The following is a 22,726-nucleotide window of genomic DNA, read 5'->3' on the forward strand; positions in this document are numbered from 1 at the left end:
ATGCTAATCATGTCATCTTTATCGTTCAGCGACCAATTTAATCAGTTAACCAATCTGTTGATACAGCACCAAAATCTGTGGCGACCGATGCCGATGGCGCATACTCAGCTTCCTTGGCAAGACGGCGGGCCGCTTTGCCAATGGCTCGCCACGTTGGATAATACGCAACTCGCGGCGTTAAACGCGGATCCAGACGCTGTGATAAAAAAACTCGCGACCTGGTGGCCAGCGTTAAACCAGTTACCTGCGTTAGTCTCAGTACCGATGGCGCAACATACTGATATTGAAATTGATTCGCGCTTGAATGTTGGTGTGCCGGGACGCAAATGGGCGCAAATACAGGCGTATTTAGGCGCGATGCCGCAAACAGATAAGACGGCGTGTTATTTAGAGTGGTGCGCTGGAAAAGGATACTTAGGACGCGGTGTCGCGGCGATCACAGGTAAACCAGTAGAAAGCGTAGAATGGCAATCGGAACTGTGCGAACAGGGACAAACTTTCGCGGATCAAAAGGCGCTCCCGATGCAGTTTTACTCGTTAGATGCAATGAGTGAGGCGGCAACAGTCGTCATTGCCGGTTGTGAGCACGGGCTGGCGTTGCACGCGTGTGGCGACTTACACGTAAAGCTTCTTCAAAAGGCGGTCGCAACGGGTATGCGTGCACTAACGGTTTCACCTTGTTGTTATCATTTAATTCGCGGAGATAGGTATCAACCTTTATCCGCACAGGCGCAGGAAGCCGCCCTGACGCTTTCAAAAGCAGATTTAAAGCTCGCGGTTCAAGAGTCCGTCACTGGCGGGCAGCGGGTGCGCCGTCAACGCGAGCAGGAGGTCACTTATCGGTTGGGCTTTGATGAATGGCAACGTGACTATCAACAATCTGAGCACTATTTACCGCTACCCGCACTCAAAAAGTCACAGCTTACCCAAGGGTTCGCTGCCTTTTGCCGCTGGGGGGCCGCGCAAAAAGGGCTCACATTCCCCGGCGACTTTGATCAGACTCACTACTTGGCTCGAGGCGAAGCAAGGTTTCTCGTGCTGGAGAAAATCAATCTAATTAAAAGTGCATTTCGGCGCGCCATGGAGCTGTGGCTAGTGCTTGATCGTGTTTTATATCTTCAACAACATGGATACCGTGTCACGCTAACCCAGTTTTGTGAACGCGAACTCACGCCAAGAAACCTCCTTATTCATGCAGAGCGTACTCATGGCGACCATGTTCATGGCGACCATATTCACTTAAAAAAGAAACGACGTAATAACAATTAAGCACGTGCATAACGTGTTACGCCTAGTTGACAATATCTAGCGCGCCAAAGCCGGATGGTACTCGCTGCCGCGACTGAAAATGGGTACACTGGCGGTAAATAGTTTAATGTGAAGAAACTTTATTATGCCAGATATTGGTGTGTCGATTGCGGTGGCTCTGATCTTAGGGTTAGGGTGCTTTGTGCAGAGTTTGATTGGCTTTGGAATGGCGATCGTAGCGGCGCCGCTTTTATTGATGATTGATCCGAAATTGGTACCAACGACAATTTCGATGGTGGGGCTGACATTAGCCAGTATTAACGCTTGGCAATATCGTCATCAGTTGTCTTTTCGTGATTTGAGTTGGGCGTACTTCGGCCGAGTGCCAGGCACCGCGGTTGCGGGCGGGATCATGTTGGTAGTCACAACACAAATGCTTGAAATTATTATAGGTGCTGCCGTCTTGCTCGCTGTGTTTGCCAGTGTGATGCGCTTTAATATTGCCCCCAACCGGCGTAACTTTTTTATCGCTGGGTTTACGTCGGGAGTCATGGGAACAACGACCAGTATCGGTGGTCCACCGATGGCGCTTGTGTTACAGCATGCAGAGGTGAATAAAATGCGCGCCTGTTTGGCAGGCTACTTTGTTGTGAGCTGCATTTTGTCTTTAATCGCCTTGAGCGCGACCGATTATCTAACCTGGTGGCATGTCAAACAAGCGGCATTTGCCGTTCCTGCCGTATTGCTGGCGACCTGGTTGGCTTACCGTATTGCGCCACGTGTTAAACCGCAATTTGTTCGCCGAGCGATGCTAATACTCTGTACATTGGCGGGGATAAGTACATTGGCGCGCGGACTTATCGGTGCTTAAAGGTCGCACCCCATTAGCGTGGGGGCGACCGATGGTGTGAATCAAGGTCGGCCCTCGGTGTGTTATCCGATAAATTGCGCCGCGACAACCGTGATACCGCCGACCATTGCCAGGCTCAATCCAAGATTACCGCCAATGACTTGATAGTGCTCGTCAGTTGAGACCGTCTGGCGTGCCTTGCGCACCATCAAAACCGGGAGTACCACGGCAAGAATGACGAGTGCGATCGCAGCGTATCCTAACGCTGTGATAAAACCCTGCGGATAATACAGCGCAAAGACCAACGGTGGGAGGTAGGTAATAGCCGCTGTTTGTAAGCGCCCGCGCACGCTATCTTGGCGGTTAAAGCTGTCGGAGATAAAGTCAAACAAGCCTAAACTGACGCCGAGAAAAGACGTAGCTAGTGCTAAATCGGCGAACAGTGAGATGCTTGAAGCGATATAGTCTTGTTGAACCACTGATTGGATAATTGCCACAAACTGGGACAGTTCACCGTTTTGTACCAAGGTAGACTGTGCCACCGTCCCGAGACTGGCTACTTGCCAAAAGATATACAAGGCCAACGGAAGGGTAGAGCCAACAATCATGACCTTTCTTAGCGAAGGTAAGTCGATCCCGACGTATCGCACAATAGAAGGAATACTGCCGTGGAAGCCAAAAGACGTGAAAATGACCGGTAACGCGGCAACCAGCAAACCTCGTTCAACGGGCATTTCGACTAAGTTAATGCTAGAGACATGAGGCGTCAGTAGGGTTAAGGCCAAGATTAAGAATAATAACTTAATGGTGAATAACCCGCGGTTAATTAAATCCACTTTACTGGTGCCCAATGTCACCACAAGACCGAAAACCAGCGTAAATAAAACGGCGCCTGCCGCAGGTGGTAGCTCAATGGCCGACCATTGCGCCAGCTTTTCATTTAATTGGCTGCCCCCACCTGCAATATATGCGGCACAAAGTGAGTAGAATAAAAAGAGCATCGCAAACGACGCCAGCCATTTTCCTTTATTCCCCAAAAACTGTTTCGCTAAACTGTGCAATGTCGCGTCGGCCTCTGCGAACTGATGCACTTCTAACATCAGTAAGGCGGTATAGGTCATTAAGGCCCACATCGCACCCATGAGTGCCATCGATGCGCCAAACCCGATGCCGGCAGAGGCAAGAGGCAACGCCAGCATACCGGCGCCAATGGTTGTGCCCGCAATAATGAGCGAACTTCCGAGTACTTTATTCATATTATGTTTAACCAATGTTAATAAATAGTTAATTGTTGTGTTCGCACAAAAGATAACCTGAATTTATTCGTATTGTGCATCGTCTAGACAGATAAAAAAACGGCTTTGTGTAATGTTACAGGTACGGTGTTGTAAAATAAAGTGTACGATAAGGGTGGGGTAGTGCATTGTGCCGTCTAATGTCATAATCAAGGTCGGATGATCGCGACAACAAGGAGCGGCAAGGTGGACAAACAACAACATGAAACCCCATTGCCACGGATCGCAATGCTCTCGACAGGTGAAGAGGTATTGCTGGGTGATATTACCGATACCAACGCCGCTTGGCTTTCAAGAGTATTATTTGAAAACGGGCTGGCGATGTCTCGTCGTGTGACTATCGGCGATGAACTTGATGATATGGCGATTGAGCTTGTACGCCTGTCACAAACGGAAGAGGTCGTGATCGTAAATGGCGGATTAGGACCGACCACGGATGATTTAACCACGGCGGCCATGGCTGCTGCGATGGGGGTAGAGTTAACCCTCAATGAAGCGTGGTTAGACGAGTTAAAACAGCGGTTTGAGCGTCGAGGCCGGCCGATGGCCCAAAGTAACCTCAAGCAGGCGATGCTGCCAGAAGGCGCAAGGTTAATTGATAACCCCAAAGGCACTGCTTGTGGCTTTCACTGTGAGCTCAACGGATGTCACTTTTACTTTACGCCCGGAGTGCCTTCTGAGTTTTTCTCAATGGTTGAACAGCAAATTCTTCCTGAGTTGTTACATAATTACCCAGCCAAAGCGCGATCGTGTTACCGTTTATTTACATTTGGGCTGTCAGAGTCGGGGATAAGCGATGTGATGGCATCGTTAGTGCTTCCCAATAGTGCAACACTCGGATATCGCTCCAGCTTGCCGTTTATTGAAGTTAAGTTGTTCATCGAGGCGGATCATGTTGAAAAAGATGCGGTTCTGGACGCGTTACGGCATCGTCTTGCGGACTATGTCGTGTCCTTTTCTGAGCCGATGACGGCGGCATTAGCTGCGGATATCAATCATCACGGTGTGGTGTTAAAAGTTGCGGAACAATTCACTGGTGGTTGGCTGGCGAGCACTTTAAACGGTCAGGCGGCACATCTGGTTGAGCAGGGTTGGGTAATGTCGAATGCGCATGTGCCAGAGCAAGCGGTCGCTAATCCCTTAGCCGCGTCATTAGCAATGGCAAGTGCGACGACGTCGCCAGGACAGCGTCAAATCGGACTTGCCTGCGGGCCTGAGCTTCACGGCCAGATATGTGTGGCGATTTCTACCCCAGAAGGTGAATGGGGGCAGCGGCTTAGTTTTAAGCGACACCTTTCAAATGACGATGCACGTTGTTACATGGCGACGGTCTTATTAGACATGCTACGGCGTTATCTTAGTGGAGAAGCCGTTATTGCGGATTATGCATCCTTAACTCGCCACGACGACATTTTTATCGATGCACAGACACTGGCGTAGAGAAAGTTACAGAAAAGAAGAACACGCCACGAGGCAGTGACTGTCGGTCACGCCTCGTTCACTTGTTTTTTAATGCATGCCGGTTGGTAGTCAAAGACAATTGAGACGTTAGTTTGTGGAGCACTTTGACAGGCAAGGATTTCCCCGGGCATCACGAAAGCCATGGCATCGTGTTGAGTGACCGAACCTTGATTAAGTTTACAGCGACACGCACCACACAGACCACTTCGGCACTGATATTCAGGCTGAATGCCAGCATTTTCGAGTTGTTCAAGTAAGTTTTGGTGGGTGTTGCCACCCACCTCCACGCCATTCACATCGATAGTGATACGGGTCATAGTTCAAAATCACCGAAGTCTTCAACGCTGACTTCATTGTCGATCTGTCCAACCAAGTAGGAGCTAATCTCCGCTTCTTGTGGGGCAACTTGCACGTTATCCGATGACAACCATGCATTAATCCAAGGAATGGGGTTTTGGGTTGCATCGTCGTACGCGGGGGCGAGGCCAACAGCGGACATACGCAGGTTGGTAATGTATTCCACGTATTGACACAAGATGTCTTTGTTCAACCCAATCATGGAGCCATCACGGAATAGATACTCGGCCCAATCCTTCTCTTGCTCGGCGGCTTTTTTAAACAGATCAAAGCATTCTTGCTCGCATTCTTTTGCGATCTCAGCCATTTCAGGATCGTCCTGACCGCTCCGCAGAATATTGAGCATATGTTGTGTGCCGGTCAGGTGCAGCGCTTCGTCACGCGCGATAAATTTAATGATCTTGGCGTTACCTTCCATTAATTCGCGCTCGGCAAACGCAAACGAACAGGCAAAGCTGACGTAGAAGCGAATCGCTTCAAGTGCATTCACTGACATTAAACACAAATACAACTGACGTTTTAGGGCACGCAAGCTCACGGTGACGGTATGACCGTTAATGGTGTGTGTGCCTTCACCAAGCTGATGATAGTAGTTGCTTAGTTGAATAAGATCGTCGTAATACTGCGCAATATCTTCGGCGCGCTTTTGAATGTGTTCATTCATCACAATGTCGTCAAAGACAACCGCTGGATCAGCGACAATATTACGAATGATATGCGTGTAAGAGCGCGAATGAATGGTTTCTGAGAAACTCCACGTTTCAATCCAGGTCTCTAGCTCCGGAATGGACACCAATGGAAGCAGTGCCACATTTGGGCTACGACCTTGGATAGAATCCAATAATGTTTGATACTTCAAGTTACTGATAAAAATATGTTTTTCATGTTCAGGTAGCTTGTTGTAGTCAATACGGTCGCTTGATACATCGACTTCTTCTGGGCGCCAAAAGAAAGACAGCTGCTTTTCGATCAGCTTTTCAAAAATCTCATATTTTTGCTGGTCATAACGGGCAACGTTGACCGATTGGCCCAAGAACATCGGTTCTTTAAGCGGATCGTTGTTAATTTTAGAAAACGTACTGTAAGCCATGAATCTTATTAACCTCTAGAAAAGGGCCCGGGTGGGGCCCTTCGCATATTGTGTTAGATCTTACATGCGCCGCCGGCACAATCATCATCGGCAGCTTGTGCCGCGCTTGAGTCGGATTGACCGTCCGTCGCGCCATCACGGGTGTTGTGATAATACAGGGTTTTTACCCCTAATTTATAAGCTGTGAGCAGATCTTTAAGCAGTTGGTTCATAGGAACTTTACCGCTTGCATGTCGGCTCGGATCATAATTGGTGTTGGCAGAAATCGCTTGGTCAACGAATTTTTGCATGATACCCACTAACTGTAAGTAACCCTCATTGCTACCAATGTTCCAGAGCAGTTCGTAGTTATTTTTATATTTATCATACTCCGGTACCACCTGCTTCAAGATGCCATCTTTTGATGCTTTGACCGAGACAAAACCACGCGGTGGCTCAATGCCATTGGTGGCATTTGATATTTGCGAAGACGTCTCAGACGGCATCAGCGCTGTCAGGGTCGAGTTACGCAAACCATGGGTTTGAATATCCTTACGTAGGGTTTCCCAATCCAGATGAAGCGGTTCGTCGCAAATCGCGTCTAAATCTTTTTTATACGTATCAATAGGGAGAATGCCCTGTGCATAGGTGGTTTCATTAAAGGCTGGACACGCGCCTTTCTCTTTCGCCAGCTCTACCGATGCACGCAATAAGTGGTATTGGATGGCTTCAAAGGTACGATGCGTGAGGCCATTCGCACTGCCATCCGAATAACGCACGCCATGTTTAGCCAGGTGGTATGCGAAGTTAATGACACCCACACCGAGCGTACGACGGTTCATGGTCGCTTTACGTGCGGCGGGCAATGGATAGTCTTGGTAATCTAACAAGGCATCCAGTGCACGAATGGTCAATTCAGCCAGCTCACCCAACTCATCGAGTGATTCAAGCGCACCCAGGTTAAAGGCCGAGAGGGTACACAGTGCAATTTCACCGTTCTCGTCTTCAACATTATTCAGTGGCTTAGTGGGGAGGGCAATCTCCAGACACAGGTTCGACTGACGAATCGGCGCAACAGATGGATCAAACGGGCTATGCGTATTGCAATGGTCCACATTTTGAATGTAAATACGGCCTGTTGACGCACGCTCTTGCATCATCAGTGAGAACAAATCCACGGCTTTAACGGTTTCACGCTGGATTGATTCATCTGCTTCGTACTGGGTATACAGACGCTCAAATTCTTCTTGGTTTTCAAAGAATGCGTCATAGAGCCCTGGCACATCTGATGGTGAGAACAACGAAATGTTGCCACCTTTAAGCAAACGGGTGTACATCAGCTTGTTAATTTGTACCCCGTAGTCCATATGGCGGACACGGTTCTCTTCGACGCCTCGGTTATTTTTCAATACCAGCAGCGATTCAACTTCACGGTGCCACATCGGGTAGAACAAAGTCGCTGCACCACCACGTACGCCACCTTGTGAGCAACATTTCACCGCGGTTTGGAAATACTTATAAAAAGGGATACAGCCGGTGTGGAAAGCTTCACCGCCACGAATAGGGCTACCCAGTGCACGAATGCGGCCTGCGTTAATGCCAATCCCTGCGCGCTGTGACACGTAGCGAACAATGGCACTGGACGTCGCATTGATTGAATCCAAGCTGTCGTCACACTCAATCAGCACGCAAGAGCTAAACTGGCGTGTTGGTGTCCGTACGCCTGACATAATCGGCGTTGGCAGCGAAATTTTAAACTGCGACGCGGCATTGTAGAAGCGGCGAATATAGTCAAGACGCGTTTCTTTGGGATAAGAGGCAAACAAACAGGCAGCGACCATCATGTACAAGAACTGCGCGCTCTCGTAAATCTCACCGGTGACACGGTTTTGTACCAGGTATTTACCTTCCAGCTGTTTGACGGCCGCATACGAGAAGTTCATATCACGCCAGTGATCGAGATAGCCATCCAGGGTCTCGAGCTCTTCGAGGCTGTAGTCTTCCAAAATGTGTTTATCGTATTTGCCTTTCTCAACCATGCCTTTTACATGATCAACCAGCTTAGGTGGCTCGAATTGGCCATAGGCTTTTTTACGTAAATGGAAGACAGCCAAACGCGCCGCGAGATACTGATAATCCGGGCTTTCTTCAGAGATAAGGTCGGCAGCGGCTTTGATGATTGTCTCGTGGATATCTTCAGTGCGCATGCCATCGTAAAACTGGATGTGAGAGCGCATCTCAACCAGAGAAACGGAAACGTTTGAGAGGCCTTCGGCAGCCCAAGTCACAACGCGATGGATTTTGTCGAGGTTTAAGTTTTCTTTGCGTCCATCACGCTTTAATACGGTAATTTCTTGGTTCATTTGTATGCTTTCCCAATATTTCCTTGCCAAACTGCTCTTTTTGCAAGTTCTTATAAAATGCTGATGATTTTTTGGTCGGCCTCTATGCGGACGTTGCGTCGTTCATACACTATATATAGGGGTCGGCGTGTAAGTCGGTTACAAGATAGTGATATAGGCGCACTTTTGCAAGCCAATCTGACGGCCTTAGGGTGTGGATATCTTGGGGATGTTATCCTTAAAGTTAGTAACTACCAACCTACTGGCTCAAGGCCGCCAAGATTAATGAAAATTTCAATCACTGAAAGGCAAAAATTAGCAATAAAAAAAATTTATTTTGGTTGATCTTAGTCATGATCAGTGATCGGTTTTAACTGATTGAAAAGCCAGCAAACCCCACAAAATGTGGGGTGTGACTAGGATCCAAGAAAGGCGCTAAGCTGTGTTGGTGTGGTAAAAATATGATCTGCTTCCCAATTGCTAATCAGCGCCGGATCACCCACATATCCCCAGCCAGCAACAATCGACTTCATATTCGCTGCATGAGCCGCCCGAGTATCATTTTCGATATCTCCGACGTAGAAGCAGCACTCTGGCGCACAATCAAGCGTTTTGGCCGCTTCTAAAAGAGGTAATGGATGCGGCTTAGCGTGCGCATAAGTATCGGCACCCACAATCACTTGTGCCGCTTGCAGACGCGGAAAGTGGTCGAGTAACTGATGAGTGAGCCCTTCAGGCTTATTGGTCACAATGCCCCAACGCATCGCTAAATGCGCCAACTTATCCAGCAGTGCATCAATACCTGGATACACCTGCGTCCCTTGGCAAATCGCTTGGCCATAATGATAAAGAAAGCGCGCACGTAAGGCGATAGGATCTTGATGTTTTGCTTGCTCGCCAAATCCGGCCGTGAGCAGCCCTCGCGCCCCAAAACTGGTGTGGGTGTATATTTGCTCCGCGGTCAAAGGCGGCAGGTCAAATTCGGCTAAAACACGATTCGCAGCTTCACCCATATCGGGCGCAGTATCGAGCAGGGTGCCATCAAGATCAAAGAGGATGGTCGACGGAGTCATGCCAGCTTGCTTCCTTTTCAGTCGGTTAGGGGGCCTGAGTATGAACGAGATAATTCACATCGACATTGGTATTCGACAGCTTATAGGTGTCGAAAAACGGATTATAGTGCAACCCAGTCATATCTTGGGCATTAAGCGAGGTGTTATCAATCATTGTCATCAGCTCTGAGGGCCGAATAAATTTATGATGCTCGTGGGTGCCTTTCGGGACTAACTTCAGAATGTGCTCGGCACCGACAATCGCAAATAGCCAGGATTTTGTATTGCGATTTAAGGTTGAGAAAAAGACATGGCCACCCGGTTTAACCATTTGGGCACAGGCGTGAATGACAGAGGCGGGCTCAGGGACATGCTCTAGCATCTCCATACATGTCACTACATCGTATTGCTGGACAAAGCTACTGGCGTGTTCTTCGGCTGTTGATTGGATGTATTGAACATCGACGCCCGCTTCAAGCGCGTGGAGTCGGGCAACGGTGAGTGGTTCTTTACCCATATCTAAGCCGGTGACGTCGGCGCCTTCTTGCGCCATGCTTTCTGCAAGGATCCCGCCACCGCAGCCGACATCGAGCACCTTCTTACCAAATAGTCCACCGGCTTTGGCCATCACATAGTCAAGACGCAGAGGATTGATTTGGTGTAGAGGCTTAAACTCACCCTCTAAATCCCACCAACGTGATGCCATGTCTTCAAACTTTTGAATTTCTGCCGGATCGACATTTGATACCTGAGTCATAACTACAGCTTCCTTATCGGTTTTGCTGCATTATAGCGAAATCCAACACGATAAAAAGAAGCCTATCTATCAGCGCGACGTGATACACCAGGCCAGCGCGCTCAGACACCTTGTGGGCTTATATTCTTAAAAATGCATAGCCAGATACGGAAGTGGTGGGTTTTTATCCGTATAGACGCATTCAGAGCGTCTACTAACGAGATCCGTGATACATCTTAGCCATATTCACGTGTCTCGTAGAAGGCTTTGTGTTATTCTCCGTGGTCACGTATTTGAATACGCAAACATTATTTTGAGGGATGTTGGCTCCATGAGCGATCTTGCTAAAGAGATCACGCCAGTCAATATCGAAGAGGAGCTGAAAAGCTCATACCTCGACTATGCAATGTCCGTCATTGTTGGCCGAGCTCTTCCTGACGTGCGTGATGGCCTAAAGCCAGTACACCGCCGCGTATTATTCGCGATGAACGTACTAGGCAACGACTGGAACAAGCCATATAAGAAATCGGCCCGTGTGGTCGGTGATGTGATCGGTAAGTATCACCCACACGGTGATAGTGCGGTTTACGACACTATTGTGCGAATGGCGCAGTCATTCTCGCTACGCTACAGGTTGGTAGATGGTCAAGGTAACTTCGGTTCTATTGACGGCGATTCTGCGGCGGCGATGCGTTACACCGAAGTGCGCATGGCAAAAATTGCCCATGAACTGCTCGCCGATCTTGATAAAGAAACCGTGGATTATGTGCCAAACTACGATGGCACCGAACAAATCCCGGATGTGTTGCCAACACGCGTACCTAACCTGCTCGTCAACGGTGGGTCAGGCATTGCGGTCGGGATGGCAACCAACATCCCACCTCACAACTTAACCGAAGTGGTTAATGGTTGTCTGGCTTACATCGATAACGAAGATATTACCATCGACGAGTTGATGGACTATATCCCAGGCCCTGACTTTCCAACCGCGGCAATGATCAATGGCCGTAAAGGGATTGAAGACGCTTACAAAACGGGCCGTGGTAAAGTTTACTTACGTGCCAAAGCGGATATCGAAACAGAAAAAAATGGTAAAGAGACCATCGTTGTTAACGAGATCCCTTACCAAGTCAACAAAGCGCGTTTGATTGAAAAAATCGCCGAGTTGGTAAAAGACAAAAAAATCGATGGTATTTCTGCACTGCGTGATGAGTCGGATAAAGATGGCATGCGGATTGTCATCGAATGTCGCCGCGATGCGGTTGCGGAAGTGGTTCTAAACAACCTTTACGCGCAAACGCAATTGCAGACATCGTTCGGTATCAACATGGTGGCGCTGGACAACAACCAGCCGAAGCTTTTCAACTTGAAAGAAATGTTGAAATGCTTTGTCAATCACCGCCGCGAAGTGGTTACACGTCGAACGGTTTACGAATTACGTAAAGCACGCGATCGTGCCCATATCCTGGAAGGGCTCGCGGTCGCGCTTGCTAACATCGATGAAGTGATTGAACTGATTCGTCAAGCACCAACACCTGCTGTTGCCAAGCAAGAGTTACAAGACCAAGGTTGGAAACTCGGTGGCGTATCGGCAATGCTTGAAGCGGTTGGGGGCGAAAATGCCCGTCCAGAGTGGCTTGCGGCAGAATTTGGTGCCCGCAACGATGGGTCTTATTATCTCACTGAGCAACAAGCGCAAGCGATCTTGGATCTGCGTTTGCACAAGCTTACTGGGCTTGAGCACGAAAAGATCTTAGACGAGTACAAAGGGCTTCTAGAGCAAATCGCGGAGCTATTACACATCTTAGCGAGCACTGAGCGCTTGATGGAGGTCATCCGTGAAGAGCTGGAAGCGGTGCGTGATAGCTATGGTGATAAACGTCTAACTGAGATCACTGCGGCAAGTGCCGACATTGATATCGAAGATCTGATCAACCAAGAAGATGTGGTAGTGACGTGGTCACACGACGGGTACGTCAAGTACCAAGCGTTGAGTGACTATGACGCGCAACGTCGTGGTGGTAAAGGCAAATCGGCGACGCGTATGAAAGATGAAGACTTCATCGAGCGTCTATTGGTGGCAAACACCCACGACACCATCTTATGCTTCTCCACCCGTGGCCGCATGTACTGGCTGAAAGTTTATCAATTGCCGCATGCGTCACGTAATGCCCGTGGTAAGCCGATTGTTAACTTACTCCCGCTTGAAGACGGAGAGCGAATTACCGCTATTCTACCGGTGCGTGAGTACGAGGAAGACAAGTATGTCTTTATGGCAACCGCACACGGCACGGTGAAGAAAACGCCGTTGACTGACTTTAGTCGTCCACGTAGCGCCGGTATTATTGCGGTGAACTTACGTGACAACGATAGTCTGATTGGCGCGCAGCTCACCGACGATAGCAGCGAAGTCATGTTGTTCTCGCAATTCGGTAAAGTCGTGCGGTTTGTCGCCTCAAATGACACCGTGCGTGCAATGGGTCGTACCGCTGCAGGGGTGCGAGGTATTCGATTGGCCGAGAATGACCAAGTTGTCTCGCTGATTATCCCGCAAGCCGGCGCTGAGATCCTAACCGTCACCGAAAATGGCTTTGGTAAACGTACCGCTTTGGATGAATATCCGACCAAGAGTCGTGCAACCAAAGGGGTGGTATCGATCAAAGTCTCCGAGCGTAACGGTGATGTCGTGAGTGCCATTCAGGTGTGTGAAGGCGACGAGCTGATGATGATCACCAATGCGGGCACACTGGTACGTACTCGCGCCGAAGAAGTGAGCCAAGTGGGTCGAAATACCCAAGGTGTTCGCCTGATCCGCGTCAGCGATGACGAGAAAGTAGTTGGCCTACAGCGCATTGAAGAGCCTGATGAAGAAGAAATGGAAGCGCTGGCGAATGAAGCTGCTGCGACCCATAAATCAGAGGGTGTCGACACGTCGGACGAGGATGTTTCACCTACGGTGAATGATGATCAAGACGACGCGCCAGCGCCGGATGAGGATTCAAACACCTAATCGTGACTCGGTGTAAGATTAAAAAGGGTGCAGTGAACTGCGCCCTTTTTTATTGCCTATTGATTGGGTAGCGCTAAAAATATCCAGGCATGCCAAGAAATCAGGGTGGAATGTGCCTTGGTGCTTTCAAAATGTGCGTGAAACGTGTTAAATCAATCACACGCCTTTTAAAACGAACGGCTTAAAACGTCTTTTTAAAACAACGAGTAGTCTTGCCGTCCAACGGACGCGGGAGATGACAAAAAGCAGGAGCCCCTCCCCAACATGGATAACGTCTATAACTTCTCAGCTGGCCCGGCGATGCTGCCGCGTGAGGTCATGCTTAAAGCCCAAAAAGAATTCATGAACTGGCAAGGCCTTGGCACGTCAGTAATGGAAGTTTCGCATCGCAGTGAGGCATTTTTATCTTTAGCTCGCCAGTCTGAGCAGGATCTGCGAGAACTGCTGGTTATTCCAGAGAATTATCATATTCTATTTTGCCAAGGTGGCGCACGTGCGCAATTTGCCGCAGTACCCATGAACCTCATGGGCAACCATACCATTGCTGATTACGTTGATGGTGGTTATTGGGCCGAGAGTGCCGTCAAAGAAGCAAAGCGCTATTGCACACCGAATGTGATTAACGTTCGACGCGAGCGTGACGGTAAGCGAGCTATCTCGCCAGCCAAAGATTGGCTGCTCAGTAGTGACGCTGCGTATGTGCATTTTTGCCCGAATGAAACCATTGATGGCATTGAAATTAACGATCTGCCCGACACCCATAAGCCGATTGTCGCCGACATGTCATCGACCATTTTGTCACGTCCGATCGACGTGTCTCGATATGGTGTTATTTATGCGGGTGCACAGAAGAATATTGGCCCTGCTGGACTCACACTGGTCATCGTGCGTGATGACTTACTGGGCTTGGCAAAAGATGTATTGCCAAGTGTGCTCAATTACAAAGTATTGGCCGATAAAGACTCCATGTTTAACACACCACCGACCTTTGGCTGGTATCTTGCGGCTGAAGTGTTTAAGTGGTTAAAACAACAAGGTGGTATTGAAGCGGTGTACGCGCGTAACCAACAAAAAGCGGCGTTGCTATACGATGCCATAGACCAGTCAAGCTTGTACCGGAACCAGATTCATCCTGACAACCGATCATTGATGAATGTGCCGTTTCAACTGGCCAATAGTGAGCTGGATGAAACCTTCCTCGCGGAAGCGACAGCGCAAGGCCTACATGCACTCAAAGGCCACCGTGACGTGGGTGGGATGCGAGCGTCTATTTATAACGCGATGCCACTAGAAGGGGTGCAAGCCCTCGTGGACTTTATGCATGAGTTTGAGAAAACGCACGGCTGATTCACTGTGTCCAGGTAAGATTTATCGAAAATGACCGCTTTTGTCGTGAAAGCGGTCTTTTTATTTCCCTTCTCGACACTTTGATAAAAATAATAATTGTGAGACCGCTTGTATTTTGGTTACTCTGGGGACACTAAGCATCACGGATATAAACCAGAATGGAGCAACTGACACTTTCCCCCATCTCTCATGTTAATGGTCAAATTAACCTACCTGGCTCGAAAAGCGTGTCTAATCGCGCCTTGCTGCTCGCCGCGTTAGCGTCAGGCACCACACGATTGACCAACCTACTCGATAGTGATGACATTCGGCATATGCTTAATGCATTTACCGCGTTAGGTGTGTCGTATCAACTGTCTTCGGATCGCACCGAATGTGTGGTAGAAGGGCTGGGACAAGCTTTTCAGGTCGACACCCCGCTTGAGCTATTTTTGGGCAATGCCGGCACAGCGATGCGGCCTTTAACTGCGGCACTGTGCCTGGGTAAAGGCGAGGTGACCTTGACTGGCGAACCAAGAATGAAAGAACGCCCGATTGGTCACTTGGTCGACGCGCTCAATGCGATCGGCGCTGATGTCCGTTATCTCGAGGCCGAAGGTTACCCGCCATTGCGCATCAAAGGCACAGGGTTAGCTGGCGGTGATGTCAACATCGATGGCAGTATCTCCAGCCAATTTCTGACCGCGCTGCTGATGGCTGCTCCGTTTGCGCGCCAAGAAACGCGTATTACTATCAAAGGCGATTTGGTCTCTAAGCCTTACATTGATATTACCCTTGCTATCATGGCGCAATTTGGCGTCGAGGTGCAAAACGACAACTATCAGCGCTTTGTCGTGCCGGCTGGTCAGCACTATTGCTCGCCTGGGCATTTTATGGTTGAAGGCGATGCATCGTCTGCCTCTTATTTTCTTGCGGCCGCGGCAATCAAAGGCGGTGAAGTTAAGGTCACAGGCATTGGACGGAAAAGTGTGCAAGGTGATATCCAGTTTGCCGATGCGCTAGCCGCAATGGGCGCGGATATAGAGTGGGGCGACGATTACGTGTTAGCGCGCCGCAATACGCTACAAGGCGTGGATATGGATTTTAACCATATTCCCGATGCCGCGATGACCATTGGTGTCGCTGCGTTATTCGCAAACGGACCGACGCGCATTCGTAACGTGTATAATTGGCGAGTCAAAGAAACCGATCGACTTTATGCCATGGCAACGGAGTTGAAAAAACTCGGCGCTGTGGTCGAAGAAGGTGACGATTATCTGTATGTTGAGCCACCTAAGCAACTTAAGCATGCGGCAATCGACACGTATGACGATCATCGCATGGCGATGTGTTTTTCGCTGGTGGCACTCAGTGATACGCCCGTTACCATCAATGACCCGGGTTGCACCTCAAAAACCTTTCCTGATTACTTCGACAAGCTAGCGGCGATCAGCGCTGACTGATGATAAAGCGTGAGGGTTTTTTATTGCTGCTGATATTGAGTCAGCAGCAATGATTTCCTTGTCCATTTCTTCTATAATGTGCACCGAATTATACAACCGCCCGTTTTCGTTAAAGCGTGATGCAAGCAAAAGCCTGATGCGACTAACAAGCATCATGTGACTAACAGGCATGATGTGACAAAACGGGCGCGTTGAGCGATCGAGACCAACGTGGAGAGATTTATGCCGATACAGGCGCCTGTCATTACAGTAGATGGACCAAGCGGTGCAGGAAAAGGAACCCTATGTATGCGACTAGCTGAAAAGCTCGGTTGGCACCTGCTCGACTCAGGAGCTATCTATCGGGTACTGGCTCTCGCAGCGATTCATCATGACGTTGATACCGAATCGGAAGAAGCACTGGTGCCACTGGCCGCCAACTTAGACGTGCAGTTTTTAGCCGAAGGAGACTTGGTGAAAGTGATCCTGGAAGGCGAAGATGTGTCCGGGACCTTGCGGACCGAGCAGGTAGGCAACCAAGCCTCAAAAGTGGCTGCGTTACCCCGGGTACGTGAAGCATTATTACGCCGCCAGCGCGCCTTTGTTGGTGAGCCGGGGTTGATTGCTGACGGACGTGATATGGGAACGGTCGTGTTCCCGAAAGCGGCGGCTAAAATCTTTTTGGATGCCAGTGCAGAAGAACGCGCGCGTCGCCGTCAGCACCAGTTGCAAGGTAAAGGGGTTAATGTTACCTTTGAGCAACTTTTAAGTGAAATTCAAGAGCGTGATGATCGCGATCGCAACCGAGCGGTGGCACCATTGCGCCCTGCGTCTGACGCCTTAGAGCTAGATTCTACCTCGTTATCGATTGACGAGGTGATCGAGCAGGCGTTAGCGTTTATTGAAAGCAAATTATCGGCTGCATAAGCAGTCTATAACCGTTAGCTGCAAGGATGATAGCTGACATATTTTACAACCCCATGCGGTAGGATACCCGTGGACGTTTATCAAATTGAAGATTTTAAATATAATGACTGAATCTTTTGCTCAACTCTTTGAAGAGTCTCTAAAAGAAATCGAAACTCGCCCAGGTTCTATTGTTAAGGGTACTGTTGTTGCTATCGAGAACGGTTTCGTTCTGGTTGACGCAGGCCTGAAATCTGAATCGTCCATTCCGGCTGACCAATTCAAGAACGCTGCTGGCGAACTTGAAATTGAAGTAGGCGGTGAAGTCGATGTAGCCCTGGACGCAGTGGAAGATGGTTTCGGTGAAACTCAGCTTTCTCGTGAGAAAGCTAAGCGTCACGAAGCTTGGATCCAGCTAGAAAAAGCGTACGAAGAAGCTGAAACCGTTAACGGTGTTATTAACGGTAAAGTGAAAGGTGGTTTCACCGTAGAACTGAACGGCATCCGTGCGTTCCTACCGGGTTCACTGGTTGACGTTCGTCCAGTACGTGACACTTCTCACCTGGAAGGCAAAGAGCTCGAGTTCAAAGTAATCAAGCTTGACCAGAAGCGCAACAACGTTGTTGTTTCTCGTCGTGCGGTTATCGAGTCAGAAAACAGCGTTGAGCGTGACGAGCTGCTAGCTTCTCTGCAAGAAGGCATGGAAGTTAAAGGTATCGTTAAGAACCTGACTGACTACGGTGCGTTCGTTGATCTGGGCGGCGTTGATGGCCTGCTTCACATCACTGACATGGCGTGGAAGCGCGTTAAGCACCCATCAGAAATCGTTAATGTTGGTGACGAAATCAACGTTAAAGTTCTGAAGTTTGATCGTGAGCGTACTCGTGTATCACTTGGTCTGAAACAACTGGGTGAAGATCCATGGGTAGCCATTGCTAACCGTTACCCAGAAGGTCACAAGCTGACTGGTCGTGTAACTAACCTAACTGACTACGGCTGCTTCGTTGAAATCGAAGAAGGCGTTGAAGGTCTGGTACACGTGTCTGAAATGGACTGGACCAACAAAAACATCCACCCATCTAAAGTGGTTAACGTGGGTGACGAAGTTGAAGTTATGGTTCTGGACATCGACGAAGAGCGTCGTCGTATCAGCCTAGGTCTGAAACAGTGTAAAGCCAACCCATGGCAGCAATTCGCTGAAACTCAGAACAAAGGCGACCGCGTTACTGGTAAGATCAAGTCAATCACTGACTTCGGTATCTTCATCGGTCTAGACGGCGGCATCGACGGTCTGGTTCACTTGTCTGACATTTCTTGGAACGCAACAGGCGAAGAAGCCGTTCGCGAATACAAGAAAGGCGACGAGATCTCAGCAGTGGTTCTTCAGGTTGACGCAGAGCGTGAGCGCATCTCACTCGGCATCAAGCAGATGGAAGAAGACCCATTCAACAACTACCYGGCAGCCAACAAAAAAGGTGCTATCGTTAATGGTACGGTAACTGCTGTTGACGCGAAAGGCGCAACGGTTGAGCTAGCAGAAGGTGTTGAAGGTTATCTGCGTGCTTCTGAAGCATCGCGTGACCGTGTTGAAGACGCGACGCAAGTGCTTTCAGTTGGCGACAGTGTTGAAGCGAAGTTCACCGGTGTTGACCGTAAGAACCGCGTTCTTAACCTGTCTGTTCGTCTGAAAGACGAAGCTGACGAGCAAGAAGCAGTAGCGAGCCTGAACAAAACCGAAGAAGGTTCTATCGGCAACGCTATGGCTGACGCGTTTAAAGCAGCGAAAAGCGAATAATGTATACGTTGAGGGGGAAATTTTCCCCCTCTGCACTTATACTGTTGAGAGACATACTAAAGCGGGGTGTTTATGACCAAATCTGAGTTGATTGAAAGACTCTGTAGTCAACAAACCCATCTATCTGCGAAGCAGGTAGAGGATGCCATCAAGGAAATCCTTGAGCATATGGCAAGCACACTAGAAAGCGGTGATCGTATCGAAATCCGTGGTTTTGGTAGTTTCTCACTACATTATCGCGCGCCTCGTGTGGGGCGTAATCCTAAAACAGGCGAAAAGGTCGAGTTAGACGGCAAGTACGTCCCTCACTTTAAAYCTGGTAAGGAACTTCGTGATCGCGTTAACATTTATGGTTAATCGATAGACGCTGAAAAAAACGGCATGCTGCAAGTATGCCGTTTTTTTATGTCCGCTGATCATAGCTTGCGTGACGAATTTCCTGCATAATCATACCTCCTGTGTAAGATCTTATACCTACGACGACACGTTGTTATTCGGATTAACCTTAGCCTGAATAAAGCGTAAGCTAGGGGAAGGGTAACGACGACGTTTGGTATTGAAATCAAGCGTCAATGTTCACAATGGCAGGTGCCTCGCACTTTGTCTATCTACCATAACTGATCGGGCATTCGGCCTTTCGCAATGAGGGAATACTTGTGAAAATACTCGGCATTCTGTTTCTGGTATTATGCTTTTTGATCGCCTTGGCGCTAGGAGCGCAAAACCAAGCTGTGGTCAATTTTAACTATTTAATCGCTCAGGGTGAGTTTCGTTTATCCGTCATCTTGGGTATTGTCTTTGTCATCGGGTTTGGCATTGGCTGGCTCGTTTGCGGCGCACTATATCTCAAAGCCCGAATGACGGCTCGAGGACTACGTAAACAGGTGGAAAAGCAACGCAAAGAACTTGATAAGTTGCGTACGGACCCGCTTAAGGAACAATAATTCATGCTAGAGCTGTTGTTTCTGTTACTCCCGATTGCCGCCGGTTACGGCTGGTACATGGGTAACAGGAATGCTCGTCATCGACGGCAAGAACAGTCCCATCATTTGTCTCGCCAATATGTGGCGGGGCTCAATTTGCTGCTGTCTGAGCAATCAGATAAAGCGGTCGACTTATTTATCGAGCTTTTGCAGGTCGATAACGAAACCATTGATACTCACCTGGCGTTGGGCAACCTTTTTCGCTCACGGGGTGAAGTCGACCGGGCAATCCGAATTCATCAAAACCTAATCGCTCGGCCCAATCTCACCTTAGATCAGCGCAACCTCGCGATGCAGCAGCTCGCTAAAGATTATATGGTTGCCGGCTTTTTTGATCGCGCCGAGAAAATCTTTGCAGAGCTGGTTGATGAGCCCGATTATCGCGAATTTGCCCTGCAGCAATTACTTGCCATTTCGCAACAAACGCGAGAATGGGAGCAAGCAATCGATACCGCAGCGAAGCTGGTCAAAATGGGCAAACATAAGCTGCGTAAAGATATCGCACATTTCCACTGTGAGCTTGCGATGCAGCAACTCGCTGAGGGTGATGAGCACAAAGCACGGCAATTGTTACGTCGTGCTTTGTCTTACGATAAAAGCTGTGTCCGAGCGAGCTTAAAATTGGCAAGACTCGACATTCAGCATGAAGATTACAAAGGGGCGCTCAAACAGCTCGAGAACATCTTAGAGCAGGATGCTGATTTTGTCAGTGAAGCGCTACCTTTGCTTGCAGAAAGCTATCGCGCCTTGGGACGAGAGATGCAGTTGGTGCGTTTTTTAAAAGAATGTATTGAAAAGAATGCAGGCGTCAGCGCCGAGCTAATGCTCTCTGAAGTGATTGGCAGCAACGAGAATATCGCCATGGCGCAGAGTTTTCTTACGCGCCAACTTACGCGTAATCCGACCATGCGCGGCTTTTATAAGTTAATGGAATACCATGTTGAGCAAGCCGAGGAAGGGCGAGCAAAAGCAAGCTTGAACACCTTAAAAGGCTTGGTCGCTGAACAAATGAAAGTGAAGCCTCATTACCGATGTCGTAAATGTGGTTTTTCCACGCATGCGCTTTATTGGCAATGCCCATCTTGCAAAAGCTGGGGCGCTATCAAGCCAATTCGAGGGCTTGATGGGGAGTAATGGCGATGCTTAGGCATCGCCGTTTTTTTATCGGTTAGTGCGGCATTATGCCGTTTATAAGCATTCAACGAGGAACGAGGAAACAACATGCACGACCCAAAAGTCATCGTGGCACTTGATTATGCAGATATGAACCAAGCGTTAGCCTTTGCGGATAAAATCGAGCCAGGTTCATGCCGTTTAAAAGTGGGCAAGGAAATGTTTACCTTGTTTGGCCCAGCGCTTGTCAAACAGCTTCATGCAGGCGGACACGACGTCTTTCTCGACCTCAAGTTTCATGATATCCCCAATACCTGTGCCCGTGCTGTAGCGGCTGCGGCAGAGCTAGGCGTGTGGATGGTCAATGTGCATGCATCAGGAGGCGAGCGCATGATGAGTGCAGCACGCGAGGCGCTTGAACCATATGGAGGCAACCGCCCATTGCTTATCGGTGTCACCGTGTTGACCAGCATGACGGATGCGGATTTACGCCAAATTGGGGTACAACGCTCACCACAAGCGCAGGTGCAGCATCTTGCCAAGCTGACGCAACAGTCGGGTTTGGATGGTGTGGTGTGTTCAGCACAAGAAGCCAGTTTGCTTAAAGCGCAGTGTGGTGACACCTTTAAGTTGGTGACTCCAGGGATCCGTCCGGCTGGCAGTGCCGCAGGCGATCAGCGCCGAATTATGACGCCAGAAGAAGCGGTAAATGCAGGTTCGAATTACCTTGTCATTGGTCGACCTGTCACCCAAGCTGCCGATCCAGCCGCTGTGTTACATACGATTAATCAATCCCTACGCACTTGATGTGCCAGCTATCTAAGTCTTACTAGAGAAGGCACTAACAGATAACGCACTAACAGATAAAGCACCAACAGAGAAAGCATTCAAAGAGAAAGCACTAACAGAGAAGCATCAAGCAAGGAAAGCATGAGCGGCGGACAGAGCCGGCCGCTCATGCTTGTATTACGGTCGTGCACCTGAGGATTTGCGAGAGCGCCTGTCTAATACCGGAGCGGTAAAGTGGCTATCGATAAGCCTTTGGGTGAGGCTATGCTGTGGGTTAGCAAACAGTGAGGCGGTATCGCCCGATTCAACCACTTCGCCTTTTTGCATCACCATCAACTTATCCGTCACATGTTTAATCACGCCCATGTGTTGCGACACATAGACATAAGATAACCCCATTTCTTCTTGTAGCTCGAGCAGCAGGTTGATGATCTGCGATCGCATTGACATATCCAAGCCATTTAATGCCTCATCGGCAACAATCACACTGGGTTGCAAAATTAACGCCCTTGCAAGCGAAACACGTTGCTTTTGACCGGTAGCAAGCATTTGCGGATAAAAATAAGCGTGCTCCGGGATTAGCCCGACCCGTAATAAGGTGTCTTTAATCCGTTTCCCACGCTCTTGGGGTGTCATATTGGTATTTCGACGCAAAGGCCCTTCCAATATTTGTCCAATTTGGTTGCGTGGGTTCAGCGAGGTATTCGGGTCTTGAAAGATCATCCGTATGAGCTTGCAGCGTGTTTGATAATCTTTATAGCGGAGCGGATCGCCATTAACGCGGATTTGTCCCGCGGTCGGTTCAATCACGCCAGCAATCATTCGTGCTAAGGTTGACTTACCTGAGCCATTTTCCCCGACAAATGCAATTGTCTCGCCGACATCCAATGAAAAGGACACCGGCTTCACCGCATGGGTGACGCGCTTTTTTAGCCAACCAGACCGGTGATGA

General features: G+C 49.1%; 18 protein-coding genes and 1 pseudogene. 12 read left to right on the plus strand and 7 right to left on the minus strand.

The window, feature by feature from the left end:
• Nucleotides 1-9 precede the first annotated feature (9 nt).
• Together BZG76_RS03725 and BZG76_RS03730 are read left to right on the plus strand one after the other, a co-directional pair.
• On the plus strand, nt 10-1,269 hold the full coding sequence (locus BZG76_RS03725) for a methyltransferase (RefSeq protein ID WP_158011312.1): 1,260 nt from the start codon (nt 10-12) through the stop codon (nt 1,267-1,269).
• Nucleotides 1,270-1,393: 124 nt separating this feature from the next.
• On the plus strand, nt 1,394-2,119 hold the full coding sequence (locus tag BZG76_RS03730; protein WP_077460202.1) for a sulfite exporter TauE/SafE family protein: 726 nt from the start codon (nt 1,394-1,396) through the stop codon (nt 2,117-2,119).
• A gap of 62 nt (nt 2,120-2,181) precedes the next feature.
• On the opposite strand, the gene tyrP is transcribed toward BZG76_RS03730, so the two are convergent.
• Complete coding sequence (gene tyrP, locus BZG76_RS03735) at nt 2,182-3,354, minus strand: tyrosine transporter TyrP (RefSeq protein ID WP_021022402.1); 1,173 nt, start codon at nt 3,352-3,354, stop codon at nt 2,182-2,184.
• Nucleotides 3,355-3,579: 225 nt separating this feature from the next.
• On the opposite strand from tyrP, the gene BZG76_RS03740 reads away from it, so the two are divergent.
• Entirely contained in the window at nt 3,580-4,833 is a 1,254-nt protein-coding gene (locus tag BZG76_RS03740; RefSeq protein ID WP_236719548.1) for a CinA family nicotinamide mononucleotide deamidase-related protein, read from the plus strand.
• A gap of 47 nt (nt 4,834-4,880) precedes the next feature.
• Here the strand turns inward: BZG76_RS03740 and yfaE are convergent, their stop codons facing one another.
• The 5 genes from yfaE to ubiG all read right to left on the minus strand — a co-directional run bounded on the left by yfaE (nt 4,881) and on the right by ubiG (nt 10,431).
• Entirely contained in the window at nt 4,881-5,171 is a 291-nt protein-coding gene (yfaE, locus tag BZG76_RS03745; protein WP_021022400.1) for a class I ribonucleotide reductase maintenance protein YfaE, read from the minus strand.
• Complete coding sequence (gene nrdB / locus BZG76_RS03750) at nt 5,168-6,301, minus strand: class Ia ribonucleoside-diphosphate reductase subunit beta (RefSeq protein ID WP_021022399.1); 1,134 nt, start codon at nt 6,299-6,301, stop codon at nt 5,168-5,170. Before nrdB ends, yfaE begins: the two co-directional genes overlap by 4 nt.
• A 53-nt stretch (nt 6,302-6,354) precedes the next feature.
• Nucleotides 6,355-8,643 (minus strand): class 1a ribonucleoside-diphosphate reductase subunit alpha, encoded by a 2,289-nt coding sequence (nrdA, locus tag BZG76_RS03755; RefSeq protein WP_077460203.1) that lies wholly within the window; start codon nt 8,641-8,643, stop codon nt 6,355-6,357.
• Between the two features lie 395 nt (nt 8,644-9,038).
• Nucleotides 9,039-9,695 (minus strand): phosphoglycolate phosphatase, encoded by a 657-nt coding sequence (gene gph / locus BZG76_RS03760; RefSeq protein ID WP_077460204.1) that lies wholly within the window; start codon nt 9,693-9,695, stop codon nt 9,039-9,041.
• Nucleotides 9,696-9,720: 25 nt separating this feature from the next.
• Complete coding sequence (gene ubiG / locus BZG76_RS03765; RefSeq protein ID WP_021022396.1) at nt 9,721-10,431, minus strand: bifunctional 2-polyprenyl-6-hydroxyphenol methylase/3-demethylubiquinol 3-O-methyltransferase UbiG; 711 nt, start codon at nt 10,429-10,431, stop codon at nt 9,721-9,723.
• 310 nt (nt 10,432-10,741) lie between these two features.
• Between ubiG and gyrA the strand changes: the two genes are divergently transcribed.
• The 9 genes from gyrA to pyrF all read left to right on the plus strand — a co-directional run bounded on the left by gyrA (nt 10,742) and on the right by pyrF (nt 21,792).
• The gene (gyrA, locus tag BZG76_RS03770) at nt 10,742-13,420 is read left to right on the plus strand and encodes a DNA topoisomerase (ATP-hydrolyzing) subunit A (protein ID WP_077460205.1); all 2,679 of its coding nucleotides are present in this window, start codon (nt 10,742-10,744) and stop codon (nt 13,418-13,420) included.
• Nucleotides 13,421-13,684: 264 nt separating this feature from the next.
• Complete coding sequence (gene serC, locus BZG76_RS03775) at nt 13,685-14,767, plus strand: 3-phosphoserine/phosphohydroxythreonine transaminase (RefSeq protein ID WP_077460206.1); 1,083 nt, start codon at nt 13,685-13,687, stop codon at nt 14,765-14,767.
• A 158-nt stretch (nt 14,768-14,925) separates the two neighbouring features.
• A complete protein-coding gene (gene aroA, locus BZG76_RS03780) occupies nt 14,926-16,209 on the plus strand; it encodes a 3-phosphoshikimate 1-carboxyvinyltransferase (protein WP_077460207.1) in 1,284 nt (427 codons plus the stop codon).
• Between the two features lie 222 nt (nt 16,210-16,431).
• The gene (cmk, locus tag BZG76_RS03785) at nt 16,432-17,115 is read left to right on the plus strand and encodes a (d)CMP kinase (RefSeq protein WP_077460208.1); all 684 of its coding nucleotides are present in this window, start codon (nt 16,432-16,434) and stop codon (nt 17,113-17,115) included.
• Between the two features lie 103 nt (nt 17,116-17,218).
• Nucleotides 17,219-18,889 (plus strand): 30S ribosomal protein S1, encoded by a 1,671-nt coding sequence (gene rpsA, locus BZG76_RS03790; protein WP_077460209.1) that lies wholly within the window; start codon nt 17,219-17,221, stop codon nt 18,887-18,889.
• A gap of 72 nt (nt 18,890-18,961) precedes the next feature.
• Nucleotides 18,962-19,246 carry an integration host factor subunit beta gene (gene ihfB, locus BZG76_RS03795; RefSeq protein ID WP_077460210.1) on the plus strand — a complete coding sequence of 95 codons (285 nt, stop codon included), beginning with the start codon at nt 18,962-18,964 and terminating at the stop codon, nt 19,244-19,246.
• Between the two features lie 299 nt (nt 19,247-19,545).
• Nucleotides 19,546-19,833, plus strand: coding sequence for a LapA family protein (locus BZG76_RS03800; RefSeq protein WP_021022389.1), 288 nt, complete (start codon nt 19,546-19,548; stop codon nt 19,831-19,833).
• Between the two features lie 3 nt (nt 19,834-19,836).
• Nucleotides 19,837-21,006, plus strand: a complete 1,170-nt coding sequence (gene lapB, locus BZG76_RS03805; protein WP_021022388.1) for a lipopolysaccharide assembly protein LapB — start codon at nt 19,837-19,839, stop codon at nt 21,004-21,006.
• A gap of 87 nt (nt 21,007-21,093) precedes the next feature.
• Nucleotides 21,094-21,792: an orotidine-5'-phosphate decarboxylase gene (pyrF, locus tag BZG76_RS03810; RefSeq protein WP_077460211.1), complete on the plus strand. Its 699-nt coding sequence runs from the start codon at nt 21,094-21,096 to the stop codon at nt 21,790-21,792.
• A 159-nt stretch (nt 21,793-21,951) separates the two neighbouring features.
• Here pyrF and BZG76_RS03815 read toward each other — a convergent pair.
• Nucleotides 21,952-22,653: pseudogene (locus BZG76_RS03815) on the minus strand (peptide ABC transporter ATP-binding protein); the annotation flags it as partial.
• Nucleotides 22,654-22,726 lie beyond the last annotated feature (73 nt).

This window comes from Salinivibrio sp. AR647, assembly GCF_001995415.1.
GTDB lineage: Bacteria > Pseudomonadota > Gammaproteobacteria > Enterobacterales > Vibrionaceae > Salinivibrio > Salinivibrio costicola.